This is a genomic window from Pseudomonas izuensis (genome assembly GCF_009861505.1).
Classification (GTDB): domain Bacteria; phylum Pseudomonadota; class Gammaproteobacteria; order Pseudomonadales; family Pseudomonadaceae; genus Aquipseudomonas; species Aquipseudomonas izuensis.
The window spans coordinates 1-14,915 of sequence record NZ_WTFT01000046.1; the positions used below are offsets into that span (position 1 = coordinate 1).

Consider the following 14,915-nt stretch of genomic DNA (forward strand, 5'->3'; position numbering starts at 1 on the left):
AGGAGGAGTCCATATACGGTCATCGAATGACTACGAATTCAGGGGCGATTCAATTCAAGGCCTCAAGGGAGGCTCAATCTTCCTGCAATGCAGTTGTATCGCTGGAGTGATAGCCACCTCCCAGCGCCTTGATCAGGGCTATTTCGCTTTCCAGCCGCTGCCCTTGCAACAAGGTAAGACCGCTATGCTCGGCCAGCAGGGGCAGGTTCGACTCAAGCGCTGTAACCCGGTCCAGCAGACCGCGCTGGTAGTGCGCCGTGGCGCTGTCGCGATTGAAACGCATATTGCCGATGCGCGTTTGCTGCAGTTGTTCCTGGGTTTCCAACCCCTGCTGTTTGTTGCCGGCCACGGCGACATCGCGCACCGCGTCGAGCACGGCCTGGTTGTACTGGTACACCAAGCCATTACTCAAACTACGGGCGGTGGCCAATTCGGCATTGAGGCGGCCGCCATCGAAAATCGGCAGAGTCAGCCCCGGGACCAGGTTGATCTGCCGGCTGCCGTGGGCCCACAAATCGCCCATGTGCAGGGCGTCGGCGCCGAAGAAGGCTTTGATATCGAAACTGGGGTAGAAGGCCGCCTTGGCCGCATCCATGTTCGAATAGGAGGCTTGCACCAACCATCGCAGAGCCTGGAGGTCCGGTCGCCTTGCCAACAGTTCGTAACCCAGGCTGTCAGGCACCCCATAAATGTGTTCCGGTAACGAGCGCGGTGCCAGCGGCAAGGTGACATCGGCCCCTACGCCGAGCAGCGCGCGCATGGCCTCGCGCAGTTGCAATACCTGGCTGCGCAAGGAGACAACCTGGCGATCGATCAGCGCCTGATTGCTCAACGCTTGCTGTTTTAACGGCTGCGACTCCAGACCCCGCTCGATGCGTGCCTGGTGCGCGGCCACCACCTCGGTAGTGATGGTCGACATGTGTTGCAAGTCGTCGAGTAGCTGCTGAGCTGTCTGGATTTGGAAATACAGCATGGCCACATTGCTCGAGACCTCCAGTTCGACCCAGGCCGCCTCGGCCTGACGCGCATTGTGTACGCCCAGGGCGGCGTCTACCTGAGCCCGTTGACGCCCCCAGAGATCCAGTTGGTAGACACCACCGAGACCCACCACGCCCTCGGTGTACCAAGGTCCGGTAAGCCCCAGGGCTGGCTCATTCCGGGCGAATGGCCCAAGGAAACCGTTGGCCGAGACGTGTTGGCGATTGACCAGCGCGATCAACTGGACTTGCACGCCCGTCAAGGATTTCACGGTGTCGGCCTGGGCCCGGGCCTGGTCGATATGGCTGCGGGCAATCGCGATGCCGGGGGCTTGGGCGAGGGCCATCTCAATCAGTTGGTTCAGTTGGGGATCTTCGTATCGCCTCCACCAACGCGCCTCTGGCCAACCTTCGCGAGTCAGGTGCAGATCGTCAGCCAGACGTAGTTCAGCCGGGTCCCGTGGCGGTGCCAGGCTGCCTTCTTCGCGGATCAATGCGCAGCCACCCAAAAACAGGCACAGGCCGAGCAGCCATGCGCAATGAACGTGTCTGTTCATGGGCTCGGCTCCGAGAGGGCACCTTGCTCAAAGTGTCGCCAGTCTGGTAACGAATCCAGCAGCTGGTGCAGCGTGCGCAGGTCACGCAGCAGGGCTTCGGCGTTCGCGCCGTCCCCAGCCATCGAAATGTCGAGCGTAGGCAAAATCTCCAGTTTCGTATCCCGCGATTGCAGGTGTACGGCGTAGCCCTCAAGCCAGGCACCCATTTCCTGTTGCTGCTGGTCCAGCCAATGCTGGGTTGGCGTCGGGAGTTGCGCATCGAGTGCCACTCGATCACGTTGCAATTGGGTGGCCAGCAGGAGGACTTCCCTCGCCTTGGCCAGCAACGTCTGGGTGAACAGTGTCAGCTCCTCATGTTCGCCCTGATGCCAGCCGGGCTCCAGGGCCACCCGCGCAAGCATGGCCTCGGACTCGGCGAGCTGGCGCCAACTGCGCAGGCTTTGCCCGTGCAGGCGGTCAGATGTATCTCCCGTTTCCAGTGCCGGCGAGCGCAGCAGAGCGGCGATCTCGCGCAGGGCTTCAGCCAGGCGTCGGCGCAGGCTGTCGCCCTCGCTTTCCGGCCAGAGCACGCCATGCACCAGGGTGCTGACCAGTACACCGAGCAGGATACCCACCAGCCGGTCGCGGATTTCCGTAAGGTCGATGCTCGGGCCAAATTGTTCGAGCAGGGCTAGAGCGAAGCAAAACATGATCTGCAGACCGGCGTAGCTGATGCGTTCGGAGCCTGCGGCTACCCATGCACCGAGGGCGATCACCGGCAGGCTCATGGCTAGCAGGCCAACCAGCGTCTCGATGTGCGGGACAACGAAGACGATACACAGCAGTGCCAGCGCGCTACCCACCAGGCAGCCGCCGATCCGCAACAGGCCCTTCTGGGTCGAGGCGCCGAGGCTGGGCAAGGCAATGATGACGCAAGTCAGCATCACCGTGTGGATGCCCGGCCAGTTCACGCCGTTGTAGAACACGTAGCAGATTAGTGTGGCCAGCCAGGTCTTGAAAGCGAAGCGCAGGTAATTGGGGTTGCTGAAAGCATCACTCGCCAGCAAGGGTTCCTTGGCCGCAGGAGCAGCGGATGGCGTGGCACGTTCTGCAACGGCCAAGGCGCGCAAGGCATCGCGCATTTCTTCCAGTGCAGGGGGGGCCAACAAGCGCTGCAAGGCTTCACTTTTCAGTACGGGGGGCTGCGACAGGGTATCGGTGTCAATGGCTGTGGCCAGCGCCGTACAATCCTGGCGCAACGCAGACAGGGCCTCGGTGTCGTCACAGTTGGACGCCAACGCGGCCGCCGCCGCGTACAAACGGGACACACAGGTGATCAACGCCAGTTGTTCGACCTCCCAGGTGTCATTCCCAGAGACGCGCATGCTGGCGAACTTCAGCAGTTTGTGCAGGCTGAGCACCCCCTGCTGGACTTCCACCGCGCCGATCCGCGCCGTTTCCGGATGCCCCTCACCCAACGCGGCCAGGCGTCTGTCGATTTGTGTCAGTTGCCTGCGCATCGTTTCGCGCAATTGCCGCCGGGGCTCTTTGGGCAACAACAAGGTGTTCACCAGCAAGGTCACCAGGGTCGGGTAGACCACCGCCATCCACACCCACAGGCAACCGCGCAACAGCAGTTCCGGTTGTGCAATGAGGTCCACCAGGCTCTGCACGTAAATGGTGACGATGGCCACCACGAAGAACAGCGGTCCGAGGCGTGTTGCGCGCATGGCGAACACACTGACGAGGAACACCACGCTCGCGCAGAGGATGCGCAGCAACGGGTAGCCGTAGGTGAACTTGAGCAGGAGGATGGCAATGCCGATGGCGATGGTCGCGCTGACGATGAACAGGATGCCGGCCATGCGCGTCAGCACCAGGTTACTTTGGCTGACGAAAAACACCAGGATCAGCGACAGCGCCAGCAGCGGCACTTCCAGGCTCATGGAGAGGATGATCACCAGCGCGCAGGCCAGCACATTGCGCAACAGTGCATTGCCACGCCCCGGAAAGGGCGAAAGCTCGGCATCAAGGAAGCGCCAGAAGCGCCGCTCCCACGTTGGTGCAACGTTCATTGCGGCGAGTTCCCATCTTGACCGGCATGAATCAACGCCACGGCCGATGCGCCGATGCGGAACAGGTTCGGGTCGGGATTATCGACTCGGATGCGTACCGGAAAGCGCTGTGCCACTCGCACCCAGTTGATGGTCCGCGCGATTTTCGGCAGCCCTGCGGCCTGGGCGCCGCCGTCATCAGGGAACACACCGAAACCAATGGAATCGACTGTGCCGCTGAAGGTGCGGCCACTGTCGCTCATCAGGTAGAGGGTACTGGGGCTGCCTTTGTGGATCTTGTCCAGTTCGGTCTCGCGGAAGTTCGCCACCACGTACCAGCGACGTGTGTCGATCAGGCTGAAAAGGGGGTGGCCGGCGGCAGCGAACTGACCGTTGGAGGTGGTCAAACCGACAATGAGCCCGTCGAAGGGTGCGCGTACCACACTGTGTTCCAGGTCAAGCTCGGCGCGGGCTATTTCCGCCTGAATTACTGCGCGTTTGCTCACCAGCGCATCGACGCCGCTGACCGCGGCAGCAGCTTGTTTGGCCTGCAGCAGCGCCGCGTTCAATTCGGCACGAGCGCTCTTGGCGGCAGTGCGGGCCTGGTCTACCTGTTCCTCGGAGACATAGCCGGGTGACAACAGGGGCTCCATGCGCCGCAGTGTATCGGCGCTCTGTGCAGCGGCGGCCTTGGCTCGTTCGACACTGGCTTTCACCGCTTCGGAGTTGAACTGCTGGGCATCAACCTGACGCTGGCTCAGGATGATTTCCTTGTTCAGCGCTTGCAGCGAGGCTTGAGCCTGGTCCAGCACGTCCTGATACACCCGCGCGTCGATGCGCAGGAGTACGTCTCCCTGTTTCACCTGCTGGTTCTCGAGCACGGCCAGTTCTTCGATGCTGCCGCTCACCTCGGGGGTGACGTTTATGGTGTCGGCATACACGTAGGCATCATCGGTACGTGGAGTGGTGTCCAGACGCCAGACGACCCACAGCAACATCACCAGCGTCAACCCGAGCAATACGAGAACGATCAAGCGTCGAGGCAGTTTGTTCACAGCGGATTCGCTCATGATGCAGGTCCCCGGTCAATTCTGGAAAAACAGCAGCCAGGTGCTCATCGACAATAACGCGGTCAAAACCGGATAGGTCAGAACCGAAGGCGCCAGCCAGGTTGCGAAACCTAGCCGTGCAAGCAGTACCTGAATCAGAAAGGCCAGCAGCATGCCGACGAGGATGCAGAACAACCAGTCGGGGAAGTAAGCCCCCAGGACTGGAATCGAAGGGGCGTTGGAGCAACCCGACAGCGGAACAATCAGCAATAGTGCCAACACGTTGTGTTTACGGCTCATTTGAGCTTCCACCCCATTGCAAAGCGGCAATTGGCCGATGCTGTCTACACGACCCAGGACTGTCACAGCACCTAGAATACCAATGGCTGGCTTCTGATGGTTGAACCTGGCTGAATCTGCCGGACTATCAGGTACGTAGCGGCGGCGTCCATGCCTACGCTATGATTTCCATACTCAGCCGCGTATGAAGGCTAGCAAATCAGCATTGATCTGTTCCGCATTGGTGGTAGGCATGCCGTGGGGAAGGCCCGGATACGTCTTGAGCGTTGCGTGCTTCAACAGCTTGGCGGACAGTGGAGCAGAGTCGGCAAACGGCACGATTTGGTCGTCCTCTCCATGCATGACCAGTGTGGGGACCTGGATGGCCTTCAGATCCTCAGTGAAATCGGTCTCGGAAAAAGCCTTGATGCAGTCGTAATGCGCTTTGGCACCGCCCATCATGCCTTGGCGCCACCAATTGTCGATGACGCCTTGGGAGACTTTGGCGCCGGGGCGATTGAAGCCATAGAAAGGCCCCGCCGGTACATCGACGTAAAACTGAGCGCGGTTTGCGACCAGTGCTGCCCGGAACCCGTCGAACACCTCCAGAGACAGACCGCCGGGGTTTTTCTCCGATTTGACCATGATCGGCGGGACGGCGCTGATCAGTACGGCTTTGGCTACTCGTCCGGGTTTGGCCCGAGCCGTGTAGCGCGCTACCTCGCCCCCACCGGTGGAGTGGCCCACATGAATGGCACCCTTGAGGTCGAGCGCATCGGTCAGTTCGATAACGTCGGCGGTATAAGTGTCCATATCGTTACCTTCCCAGGTTTGGGTCGAGCGCCCGTGCCCACGGCGGTCGTGAGCGATTACACGATAGCCCTTGAGCAGGAAGAACATCATCTGATTGTCCCAGTCGTCGGCGCTCAATGGCCAGCCATGATGAAACACGATGGGCGTCGCGTTCTTCGGACCCCAGTCTTTGTAGAAAATTTCGGAGCCGTCTTTGGTAGTAATAGAGTTCATGACTTGTACTCCTTTGTTACCAGGTTTGGGTAAGGTTGTAGATTGCTTGTTAGCGGCCTGCGTCAACTCGGAAAAGCTGGAGAGCGGTATCAACAAACCTGCGGCCACGACGGCTGAACTCGTCAGTATGGCCCGACGCTGGAGATCTATTTCTCGAATGGAATCTTTCATTGGCGATTTGATCCCTGATGAAAATTGAGGGAAGGAATCTCGAACGCATTCATGACTCGGCGTCATTCTTGCTGAATGGACAACCTGCGCGTTCCAGAGCAGCCTGCCGACCCTTCCAGCCACCCGTGCGGTAAGCAACCGAGACCTCGTACACACCGCGACGCGCGGCAAGGACGGGATCGTCCGACGGCTCGATACCGTCGGTTAATCGTGTGGGGTCGTGCATCATCACCGGGTCGCCGATCTCTTCGACGGAGGTCGTTCGAACGATCTTGAGCTGCCCAATGCATACGCGCGGGCGATCCTCGGGCCACGGTGCATTCGGGTCGTCCTTTGGGTCACCTGCGCCCGCAAGTTGCAAGACAAGATTGAAAATCACCGGCGCCTCGCGCAGCCGCGCTTCGAGTTCCTCGAAGAGATAGGACGGCGCTTGCTTTTGCAGTTCGTCCAACGTCTGGCCGACAACGCCAGCCTCGGGCTCCCAGTGATAGCGCGCGTATTGCGGCTCATCCGCAGCGTTCACAAAGCGAAAGGCATGGAGCATGTGAAACGCTGTCTGGGCGAAGCTGACGGATGCCGGCAGGGCTTTGGCGAGCTGGACCGCGTGCGCGACCCAAGGACGGGCGGTGAGGAACGGCCCGATCCGGTCGGGATCCGGTTGGCCGGTTTCGGGATCAGGTCGAACGGCCTCGAGAAACTCCAGTGTTTCTTCGGGCGTTCGCGCAAAAAACAGCGGGATCGGCAGGGAGACCAAATCTGTCAGGGTGCCATCGGGAAGATAAAAACGTACCGCCATCGAGGCCGTCGTAGCCGGCCCCCAGGGATTCCCCGACCGGCTGTTCGAGTAGCGCACTGTCACCGGGACGGAGTCACCCTGCAGGTGCACGGCTCTACTGATTTTTCCCGCCTCGGGGGTGGCCGTGAATACACCTGCGTAATAGCGGCCCGAGGCATGCACATCCCGATAACCGGGATGAAACCCCTGAAAATTCTGGTGGATCATCTCCACTAACTTCGCGGACAGGCGGTACTGTCCGTGATTGACGTAGTTGTTCATTTTCGCTCCTCAGGACGGTTTCAACTGGCGGCAGAGTCCAGCAAGACATCGAGCGCCTTCTGCGTCTTCAATGCCTTCCACACTTCCCGGACGGGCGCCGCCGGATACGCGCTGTAGAAGCCGACTGCCGTGACTTGCTGGCTTACGACCCAGTCGTTGATGCTCGGACTGTGGATGCCGGGATAGCCGACAAATTCGTTAAAAAGCAGGTCGATCTCCTCGGGAATAAGAGTGCCGAAGTCGCCCATGTAGGTATCCCAGGTTCCGTCAAAGGTGGAGGCGAATATGACCCGGGTGTCGTTGTCAAAAATGACGAACCGCAGGTCGTGCACTGTACCGATGCGATCCGTATTCTTTTGGCGCTCGCCTGTGAATCCATCGGCGAGGAGCTTGCGCATTCGTTCCGCACCTCCTGGCTTGAGCTTGCAGATCAGTGTGAACTCGTTCGATTGTCCTGCCTTCGTGCCGGGCCGAGCCTCGGTTACGGTCGTTGTGTCAGTCATCGCAGCCTCCTATGGGGTTACTGTTTCTGGTCTAACTATTGGTTCTCCTCGTCCAGTGCGGCCATCCACTTCAATGCACGCAGGCCGGGCATGAAACAGTATTCGCCACCGCGGACGGCAACGAACTGCGGTAGCCCGTGAAGGCGACGACGGATGGGGCGCCTTGGAATGGTGAAAATCCCTTCACCTGCGCTATTGCCCACGATCGGGTCCTGCTCATTTGCGTGAGCGATGAAGTTGCCGTCGGTCATCCATTGCGATTGCACGAATTCGAATTGCCGTTTCAGGTGCGCTCCGATCAACAGGAAAACGCCGCCGCGTTCCGCGCCGTCATCTTCGAGCACACCTTCCGGCAGAGCAGGGCCGTAATTCGTGCCTCGACGCAGGAAGTGGTGGAGATTCGTGGCGACGAGTTCGTTCTTCAGTGCGTCGCGCGGATTCACACGCCGAACGTGCGCACTGAAGGGGCACTTCAAGCCCTGCATGTCATCTTCGTAGCTGAAGCAGTCATTGCGCTGGGCATCTGCGCCCAGCGCGGCATCATCTCGCTCGGGAGCGAGAGCCAGCGGCGCACCGCTGCGCCATCTGCCGACCATCTTTGCGGCGATCAACTCCTGTTCTTCGGCCGATGCGGCGTGCTCTGCCAGGTACTTTCGAAAATCGGCAACCCTGGTGTGAAACTTGCGAAAGGCCAGAAAGGTACCGTTTCGTCGCAACACCTCGGGCTCTGGCCCCGTCGCTGTCTCACCCACCTCGTCTGGATAACCCAGGATGAACTCGCCGGCCTTGAGCGAAGGTCCATAGCCTGGGTGCGCGCGGGCGCCACTGCCTTCGACGTGAGGGTTGTGGAGTCCGTCCTTGAACCCGAATGGATTGCGCCCGCCAGGAAGCTCACTGAACTGCAAGCGATAGATAACTTTTACCGCAGGCAGGTCATGGTGGCTCTGCCTCGCCAACTCCAGCACCGTCTCGAGACTTTCGTGGTCTTTGGAATAGATCGCCAGCGCAACGTGCATGTCCGCCGTGCCGAACGGATATTCCCAGTGGGCTGGCGCGTTGCCTCCGACATCATTCAGAACGGCTGCTCGCGCCGCCATTCCTTCGCGAAATTCCGCCGGGAAACTGTCCAGTGACGCCTGGGGCACCCCCAGAGCTTTGATACCTTGATAGGTGAAGGCGATGCCTACCCACCCGGGGAGTGTGGGTGCCCACCAGTCGTTCGCCGGTGCCACATGAGGGATGATGCGCCGGAGCATCTCACGGCCCTGCGCTGCATCGTCGATACGCAGTATCACGTACTCTCCCTTGTACGGAGAGGGGCGCGGGCGCAGGACTGTTGCCTGTATGTCGCTCGTTTCGAGCGCTATGGCATCGCTTGTCGCGATGGTTGCTTCAATTGGCGTTTTCATTTCGGCTGGCTCTGGTTGGAGTGACGAAGCGGGATGTTCAGCGTGGAGTGGAACCACTCATCCATCTCAACGACGGGCAGTTGGTCGATGCGCTCGGTCTGGTTCATGGTCGTCGGCCAGCCGACTTTGATGGTCACCAGGAAATCTGACATGGTGATACTCCAGAGTGGATGAGGGTTGGTTGCCGCGTTCATTCCGATGTATTGACTGCCGACGTGATGCGCCATCCGGCTGTTGTCAGAGTCACGAGGTAGATCACCCCAAATCGTGACATCACCGCTCCCGTGCCATCGCGGCGCAACCACAACGCGTCGACCAGTGCCGCCTGGGGGTTGAGCAGGTTGATCTGACATTCGTCGAGCGTGGATCCCGCGAAGCCCGCGCAACGTAGCCGATCGATCTCGCCACCCATGCCATCTGCGCCGGTGATTGCGGCGTCGTCCCTCATGACCATGTGGAATGTCGAGCCGACGAATCTGAGCGGCGCGCCATAGAATTCGAGCAATGCGTCCATGTCCGAACGCTTGCCAACTGCAAGTTCCACGAAGGTGGCACCGTAGCGCTGAAAGAAACCACGAAGCCGGGAGATGATCTCGGCTTCGCCCGCAACCCAAATAGCGTGCTGAGGCTTCATCAGGCTCGCTCCGTCCCGTGTGGAATGCAGACCGCTCTGCCACGAAGTTTCCCGTCCGCCAGGTCGCGGTAAGCTTCTGCCACATGGCACAGCGGATAACGATCGACGATCGTCTCAATTCTTCCGAGTCGGGCGAGATCAATGATCTCGCGCAGATTCAGTGTGCCCCCATTGAGGCTGGTGGTGAGTTGAGCGCCCCACGGTACTTCGTGCAGTCCGAACGGTACGGTCTTGAGTGCTGCGCCGACGAGCGTCAGCCGACCCAGTCTCGCCAGTGCAGCGACGGCTGTCTTGAGCGTACTTTCGGCACCCACACAATCGAGTATGAAATTCGCTCCGGCGCCGGCAGTGATGTCCCGAATCTGTTCCGCGGTGCTTACGTCACTGGAAAGCGTATTGTCTGCTCCGTGCTCCTTGGCAAGTGCCAGATGCGCCTGGTCATTGTCCACCGCGATGACTCGCGCGCCGCAGAGAGTCCGGAGAAATTGAACAGCGAGCAGCCCAAGACCGCCGACACCGATCACCACTGCGGTGGAGCCGGGCACGAGTGTTGGCAGGGCAGGCTTGATCGCGGTATAGGTAGTAAGGCCGGCATCGGTCAGGGGGGCGGCGAGGACCGGGTCGAAATCACCCATGGGAACCACGAACCGCGCCTCGACCAGGACATACTCTGCCAGCCCACCATCGAACCCCACGCCGGCGCCGATCAGCCGCGAAATGTAGTAGCAGAAATTCTCTTCACCGCGCCTGCACGCAGGACAGTGCCCGCAGCTTCCCCATACAGGCACTACCGCGACCGGCTCACCGCTCTTGAATCCGACAACGCCCGAGCCGATCTGCGCAACCCAGCCAGCAATCTCATGACCCAGTGTCAGCGGAGGTGGCATATCCAACCATTCGGCCGTAGTGCGTTTCATCAGGCCCAGATCGGTGTGACAGAGCCCACAGCCACCCACTTTGATGAGCAGTTGGCCGGGGCCCGGCGAGGGTCTCGCCACCTCTTGGAACTGCGGATGTTCCTGGGCCCGCATCAGGCGATACGCAATCATGTATTGAGTCCTCAGTTAAAATGCACCTACTCGCAAGACAAGTGGCTCGCCGCCTGTCCATGTAGCGCGTCCTGCAGTTGAACCAGTGACAACGTTTTAGCGCGTGGGCTACGGGAAAGTCGTGAGGGGGTGGTGATATCGACGTGGAGTTTTGGTGAGGACGGTACCCATCGGACGTATACTGGCCAGCGGGTACCAGGCTTTCGGGGGGAATCTTGTGCAGACAGCCGTCAGAGTGGGTAGCTGGCTCATCGATCCGAGCCTCAACAACATGTCCGCCGAGGGCAAGACGGTTCGACTTGAGCCCAAGGTAATGGGTGTGTTGCTGTGCTTGGCCGGGCACCCTGGCGAAACGGTCTCCAAAGAGCAATTGTTTCAGGCCGTCTGGCCAAACACTGTCGTAACCGAAGACGCGTTGAAGCGCTGCATCGCCGAGTTGCGCCGCGCCTTCAACGACGATGCCCGCCAGCCCAGCATCATCGAGACCATTTCCAAACGAGGCTATCGGCTGATCGCGCCAGTCGTCGTCCCCATTACCTCGACAACTGTCGCCGAGAACGCAGTCAGCGACTCCATCGTAGTGCTGCCGTTTATCAACATCAGCGGCGATCTAGAGAACGAATACTTTGCCGACGGAATCACTGAGGAGATCATCGACGCGCTGGCACAGATTCCGGACCTGCAAGTTGTCGCACGAAGTTCTGCTTTCTCCTTCAAGGGTAAACACGTCGACCTGCGTATTGTCGGAAAAGAACTGAACGTGCGCACTGTCCTCGAGGGCAGTGTGCGCAGGTGTGACAATCACCTGCGCATCACGGTACAGCTGGTGAACGCTGCGGACGGATACCATTTGTGGTCCGAGCGCTATGACCGTGAGATGAAGGATGTGTTTGCCATTCAGGAGGAGATCGCGCGAGGGATCGCACAGCGGTTGAAAATCACGTTCCCCTGGAATGCAAGGCCCCTGATCAAAACAGGAACGCCCAATCTCGAGGCCTATCAATCCTACCTGAAGGGTCGCGCCCAGCTCTATAAAAGGGGGCCAACCCTTTCGTGTGCTCTCGCCTGTTGCCAGCAGGCGGTGGATCTCGATCCGGGTTACGCACTGGCGTGGGCTGGTCTCGCCGACTGCTACACGACACTTTGTTGGTATGGGTTGGCGGCTCCCAAGGACTCCATGCCCAAGGCCATGGACGCCGCTCGACGCGCCGTGGCACTGGATTCATCGCTCGCCGAAGGCCATGGCGCCCTGGCCATGGCCGCGACTCTGGGTACCTGGAACAGGGTCGAGGCCGAGTTCGAGTTCCTTCGCGCGATACAACTCAATCCGAAATATATCCAGGCGCTCGACTGGTACGCATTGTTTTTGCAGCTCTCCGAAGGGCGCCTGATGGAGGGGATGGAGCAAGCGAAGTTGGCGCTGGCATCGGACCCTCTCTCAGACTACGCACACGCTGTATATGCGCTGACTTGTGTGTTCGCTGGGGAAACTGCAGAGGGCGTAATGGCTGGCCGACGCGCCGTCGAGCTCTCTTGCGAGAGCTTCCTGGCCCACTGGGTCCTGCAAGTCGCTGTGTGGTTGAGCGGCCGGTTCGAGGAATCTGTCGCGATAGGAGAGTTGGCACTGGCAATGTCAGGCAGGCACCCCTGGTCCATGGCAGCGCTTGCACTGACACTTGCGGATTGGGGCAAAGCCAGTGAGGCCGACGCGGTTTATTGCGAATTGCAGGCTCGGGCCCGTCGTCAATATGTCCCGCCAGCATTACTCGCTGTTGTAGCCTCGGCGGCGGGGAGGGGAGACGAGGCGATTCGCCATGCCTTCGAAGCCTACGAAATCCGTGACCCCAATTGCCAAAATTTCTTTTCGAGATACTCTCATTGGTCCACCCGGTTGTACGGTTATGCGCGATTTCGCGAGGTCGTCGTACAGATGGGGCGCAGTGAATGGTTGCGCGATCCACTACCGGCATAGCGTTGGTCTTTAACCTCGATGAAGTGTGTTGGGCGATGTGCTGGGAAGAGTCTCCTTTTTGCCAGTGATCCCACATCAGTTTTTTCTGGCTTTCGGTGTAATAGATCCGAGGTCTCTGCTTCATCTGCAACACTCCTTCTGCTTACACAGAATTTAGTTGTGTTGCATCGACCGGTTGAATTCACAATTCATAGCAGTCGCTCAAGACGCTCTCAGGCATGAGTGCGCTCGATGCACCCATGCCGCCAGGAAAGTGATTTTCTAATTACTGTCTAACCAAATTCCCCGGTTTCCAGCTCTTGTCGCAGAATGTCTGCGTGGGGCCGTACAGACGCAAAATCACGAAGTAGCCTTTTGTCGGTAGTGGCTGGCCGAGGCAACTTCAAAAGCGAACAAATCCAGGCTTGTCATGATGCAGGCATCACTGCCTGTGTGCCCAAGCCAGATGACCTCTGGATCCAACAAATTGTACGTCTCACTGCTAGGCTTTCCATCCTCTGAGAGGAAAGGCCACATGCCGGACTTAGAGGTATTTATCCAGGTTCGAAGGAGCTGAGCCACCACACGAAGGAACTCCAGTAATGCTGATAAAAATCGAAAGAGGCAGCACATCGGACGACTGGATTGTCTGGATGAACGCGTGGTGCGTTAAATTTCGTTGCTATGCAGAAGCCGAAGCGTTCGTGAAAAAATTGAATGACCGCATAAATGCATCGCACCCCTTACCCATCGGCATAGACAGACTTGTAATAGAACTGTCTTGACAGTGAGCCAGAGCGACATTGCCTGGTAAGCAACATCGCTCATCCCTGCGCTAGAGGCTGGCGCCATCCACCAAACCGACTTCCAGCGCGAACGGATCGACGCCTTGCAGGCAACCGATGTTCACCCGCCAGAACTTCGGCCCCTTGGGTGACTGCAGGAAGGGGTGTACGCCGCAATGCTTGCAGAAAAAGTGTTTCGCCACGCGCGTGTTGAACTGGTAGGTCGACAGCGCTTCCTCTCCGCTCAGAATCTTCAGCTCGTTCTGATCGAACGGGGGCGACATCAATATCCCTTTGCGCCGGCACAGGCTGCAGTTGCAGCGGATCGCGGGCGTGACCGCGGTGCGGACTTCAAATTTTACGGTCCCGCAGTGGCAAGACCCTTTTAGCAGTTTGGTCGTCATAGGCTCGTCTCCGGTCAAAAACAGGCCGACTATAGCTCCGCCCCCCCACGCTGATTGTGTCGGTTTGTGTATAGGGTGCCGCTTGCTACAAAAAACCTACATGGCCGCTTTGCGCAGTAGATGACGGTGCAAGGGACTGCATCCGTTCACACCTTGTGCCCAAAGGCCAGTGCGATTGCATTGCCCAGCTCATCGACCACATGCGCAGACGCGCCGGGCACGGTGAACATGGCGAACTCGACGTCAGGCAAGACGGGCAGGCCGGCGTCGGGCGAGATCACTTGCAAGCCATGGATCAATTGCGTCTGCACGATGGGGGTCACCGCAAAACCGGCTTGCGCGGCGGCGCTCAATCCAGAGCCGCTCGAGCACACCAATGCGATCCGGTATTCGACTCCGGCGTGCGCGAGTGCGGCCAGCGCCGCCTCGCGATACGGGCAGGGTTGCGGCAGCAATGCGATTGGCACCGGGGCGCCCGGGGTCAGCGATGCCCAATCGGCGCCCGCCCACACCAGCGGCTCCTCCCACAGCACCCGTCCGGGCCGAGCATCATGACAGCGCCCACCGACCACCACATCGAGGTCGCCCTGATCCATCGCTTGCAGCAACTCGGTCGAAATGCCGACCCTTACGCTGAAGGTGATACGCGGATAGCGCTGCGCAAACGCCTGCATGACATTCATCATCCGGACATTTGCCAGGTCCTCGGCCAGGCCAACGCGGATCGCGCCTTCACTGGGGCCGCGCTGCAGTTGCACCTTGGCGTCCTGGTTAAGCGCGAGGATGGCGCGGGCGTAGCCCAGCAGCATCTCGCCGTCCAGGGTGAGGGTGATCGAGCGCGTGGTGCGCACCAGCAGCTCGCGGCTGGCCTGCTGTTCCAGGCGCCGCAGGTGGGCGCTGACGGCGGATTGGGTCAGATTGAGACGGGCAGCGGCATGCGTGAAGCCACCCTCCTGAACGACAGCAACGAAGGAGCGCAGCAAGACAGTATCGAACATCAAAAACTCCGCTCAATATAGTGCGATTCAAAC

The 14,915-nt window shown here is 59.6% G+C and carries 14 protein-coding genes; 1 reads left to right on the forward strand and 13 read right to left on the reverse strand.

What is annotated here, in order from left to right:
- Positions 1-73: 73 nt before the first annotated feature.
- The 11 genes from GPL81_RS28010 to GPL81_RS28060 all read right to left on the reverse strand — a co-directional run bounded on the left by GPL81_RS28010 (position 74) and on the right by GPL81_RS28060 (position 10,744).
- Positions 74-1,534 carry an efflux transporter outer membrane subunit gene (locus GPL81_RS28010; RefSeq protein WP_160109345.1) on the reverse strand — a complete coding sequence of 487 codons (1,461 nt, stop codon included), beginning with the start codon at positions 1,532-1,534 and terminating at the stop codon, positions 74-76.
- On the reverse strand, positions 1,531-3,588 hold the full coding sequence (locus GPL81_RS28015; RefSeq protein ID WP_160109346.1) for an FUSC family protein: 2,058 nt from the start codon (positions 3,586-3,588) through the stop codon (positions 1,531-1,533). The genes GPL81_RS28010 and GPL81_RS28015 overlap by 4 nt, the downstream gene beginning before the upstream one ends.
- On the reverse strand, positions 3,585-4,637 hold the full coding sequence (gene mdtN / locus GPL81_RS28020) for a multidrug transporter subunit MdtN (RefSeq protein ID WP_160109347.1): 1,053 nt from the start codon (positions 4,635-4,637) through the stop codon (positions 3,585-3,587). Before mdtN ends, GPL81_RS28015 begins: the two co-directional genes overlap by 4 nt.
- 15 nt (positions 4,638-4,652) lie before the next feature.
- The gene (locus GPL81_RS28025) at positions 4,653-4,916 is read right to left on the reverse strand and encodes a YtcA family lipoprotein (protein WP_160109348.1); all 264 of its coding nucleotides are present in this window, start codon (positions 4,914-4,916) and stop codon (positions 4,653-4,655) included.
- 174 nt (positions 4,917-5,090) lie between these two features.
- Positions 5,091-5,921 carry an alpha/beta fold hydrolase gene (locus GPL81_RS28030; protein WP_160109368.1) on the reverse strand — a complete coding sequence of 277 codons (831 nt, stop codon included), beginning with the start codon at positions 5,919-5,921 and terminating at the stop codon, positions 5,091-5,093.
- Between the two features lie 220 nt (positions 5,922-6,141).
- On the reverse strand, positions 6,142-7,149 hold the full coding sequence (locus GPL81_RS28035; protein ID WP_160109349.1) for a catalase family peroxidase: 1,008 nt from the start codon (positions 7,147-7,149) through the stop codon (positions 6,142-6,144).
- 20 nt (positions 7,150-7,169) lie between these two features.
- The gene (locus tag GPL81_RS28040) at positions 7,170-7,652 is read right to left on the reverse strand and encodes a hypothetical protein (RefSeq protein WP_160109350.1); all 483 of its coding nucleotides are present in this window, start codon (positions 7,650-7,652) and stop codon (positions 7,170-7,172) included.
- Positions 7,653-7,687: 35 nt separating this feature from the next.
- Entirely contained in the window at positions 7,688-9,061 is a 1,374-nt protein-coding gene (locus tag GPL81_RS28045; protein WP_160109351.1) for a Dyp-type peroxidase, read from the reverse strand.
- A complete protein-coding gene (locus tag GPL81_RS28050) occupies positions 9,058-9,213 on the reverse strand; it encodes a hypothetical protein (protein WP_160109352.1) in 156 nt (51 codons plus the stop codon). The genes GPL81_RS28045 and GPL81_RS28050 overlap by 4 nt, the downstream gene beginning before the upstream one ends.
- Before the next feature lie 38 nt (positions 9,214-9,251).
- On the reverse strand, positions 9,252-9,695 hold the full coding sequence (locus tag GPL81_RS28055; RefSeq protein ID WP_160109353.1) for a DUF6841 family protein: 444 nt from the start codon (positions 9,693-9,695) through the stop codon (positions 9,252-9,254).
- The gene (locus tag GPL81_RS28060) at positions 9,695-10,744 is read right to left on the reverse strand and encodes an NAD(P)-dependent alcohol dehydrogenase (protein ID WP_160109354.1); all 1,050 of its coding nucleotides are present in this window, start codon (positions 10,742-10,744) and stop codon (positions 9,695-9,697) included. The genes GPL81_RS28055 and GPL81_RS28060 overlap by 1 nt, the downstream gene beginning before the upstream one ends.
- A 217-nt stretch (positions 10,745-10,961) precedes the next feature.
- Between GPL81_RS28060 and GPL81_RS28065 the strand changes: the two genes are divergently transcribed.
- Entirely contained in the window at positions 10,962-12,716 is a 1,755-nt protein-coding gene (locus GPL81_RS28065; protein ID WP_160109355.1) for a winged helix-turn-helix domain-containing tetratricopeptide repeat protein, read from the forward strand.
- 814 nt (positions 12,717-13,530) lie between these two features.
- On the opposite strand, the gene GPL81_RS28075 is transcribed toward GPL81_RS28065, so the two are convergent.
- A complete protein-coding gene (locus GPL81_RS28075; RefSeq protein ID WP_160109357.1) occupies positions 13,531-13,884 on the reverse strand; it encodes a GFA family protein in 354 nt (117 codons plus the stop codon).
- A 146-nt stretch (positions 13,885-14,030) separates the two neighbouring features.
- The gene (locus GPL81_RS28080; RefSeq protein WP_160109358.1) at positions 14,031-14,882 is read right to left on the reverse strand and encodes a LysR substrate-binding domain-containing protein; all 852 of its coding nucleotides are present in this window, start codon (positions 14,880-14,882) and stop codon (positions 14,031-14,033) included.
- Between the last annotated feature and the right edge of the window lie 33 nt (positions 14,883-14,915).

What these genes read in the sequence shown, in the direction of transcription:
- GPL81_RS28030 (WP_160109368.1), bottom strand. Translation starts at nt 5,921, where the DNA reads ATGAACTCTATTACTACCAAAGACGGCTCCGAAATTTTCTACAAAGAC.
- GPL81_RS28025 (WP_160109348.1), bottom strand. Translation starts at nt 4,916, where the DNA reads ATGAGCCGTAAACACAACGTGTTGGCACTATTGCTGATTGTTCCGCTG.
- GPL81_RS28080 (WP_160109358.1), bottom strand. Translation starts at nt 14,882, where the DNA reads ATGTTCGATACTGTCTTGCTGCGCTCCTTCGTTGCTGTCGTTCAGGAG.
- GPL81_RS28075 (WP_160109357.1), bottom strand. Translation starts at nt 13,884, where the DNA reads ATGACGACCAAACTGCTAAAAGGGTCTTGCCACTGCGGGACCGTAAAA.
- GPL81_RS28015 (WP_160109346.1), bottom strand. Translation starts at nt 3,588, where the DNA reads ATGAACGTTGCACCAACGTGGGAGCGGCGCTTCTGGCGCTTCCTTGAT.
- GPL81_RS28050 (WP_160109352.1), bottom strand. Translation starts at nt 9,213, where the DNA reads ATGTCAGATTTCCTGGTGACCATCAAAGTCGGCTGGCCGACGACCATG.
- GPL81_RS28035 (WP_160109349.1), bottom strand. Translation starts at nt 7,149, where the DNA reads ATGAACAACTACGTCAATCACGGACAGTACCGCCTGTCCGCGAAGTTA.
- GPL81_RS28040 (WP_160109350.1), bottom strand. Translation starts at nt 7,652, where the DNA reads ATGACTGACACAACGACCGTAACCGAGGCTCGGCCCGGCACGAAGGCA.
- GPL81_RS28055 (WP_160109353.1), bottom strand. Translation starts at nt 9,695, where the DNA reads ATGAAGCCTCAGCACGCTATTTGGGTTGCGGGCGAAGCCGAGATCATC.
- GPL81_RS28045 (WP_160109351.1), bottom strand. Translation starts at nt 9,061, where the DNA reads ATGAAAACGCCAATTGAAGCAACCATCGCGACAAGCGATGCCATAGCG.
- mdtN (WP_160109347.1), bottom strand. Translation starts at nt 4,637, where the DNA reads ATGAGCGAATCCGCTGTGAACAAACTGCCTCGACGCTTGATCGTTCTC.
- GPL81_RS28060 (WP_160109354.1), bottom strand. Translation starts at nt 10,744, where the DNA reads ATGATTGCGTATCGCCTGATGCGGGCCCAGGAACATCCGCAGTTCCAA.
- GPL81_RS28010 (WP_160109345.1), bottom strand. Translation starts at nt 1,534, where the DNA reads ATGAACAGACACGTTCATTGCGCATGGCTGCTCGGCCTGTGCCTGTTT.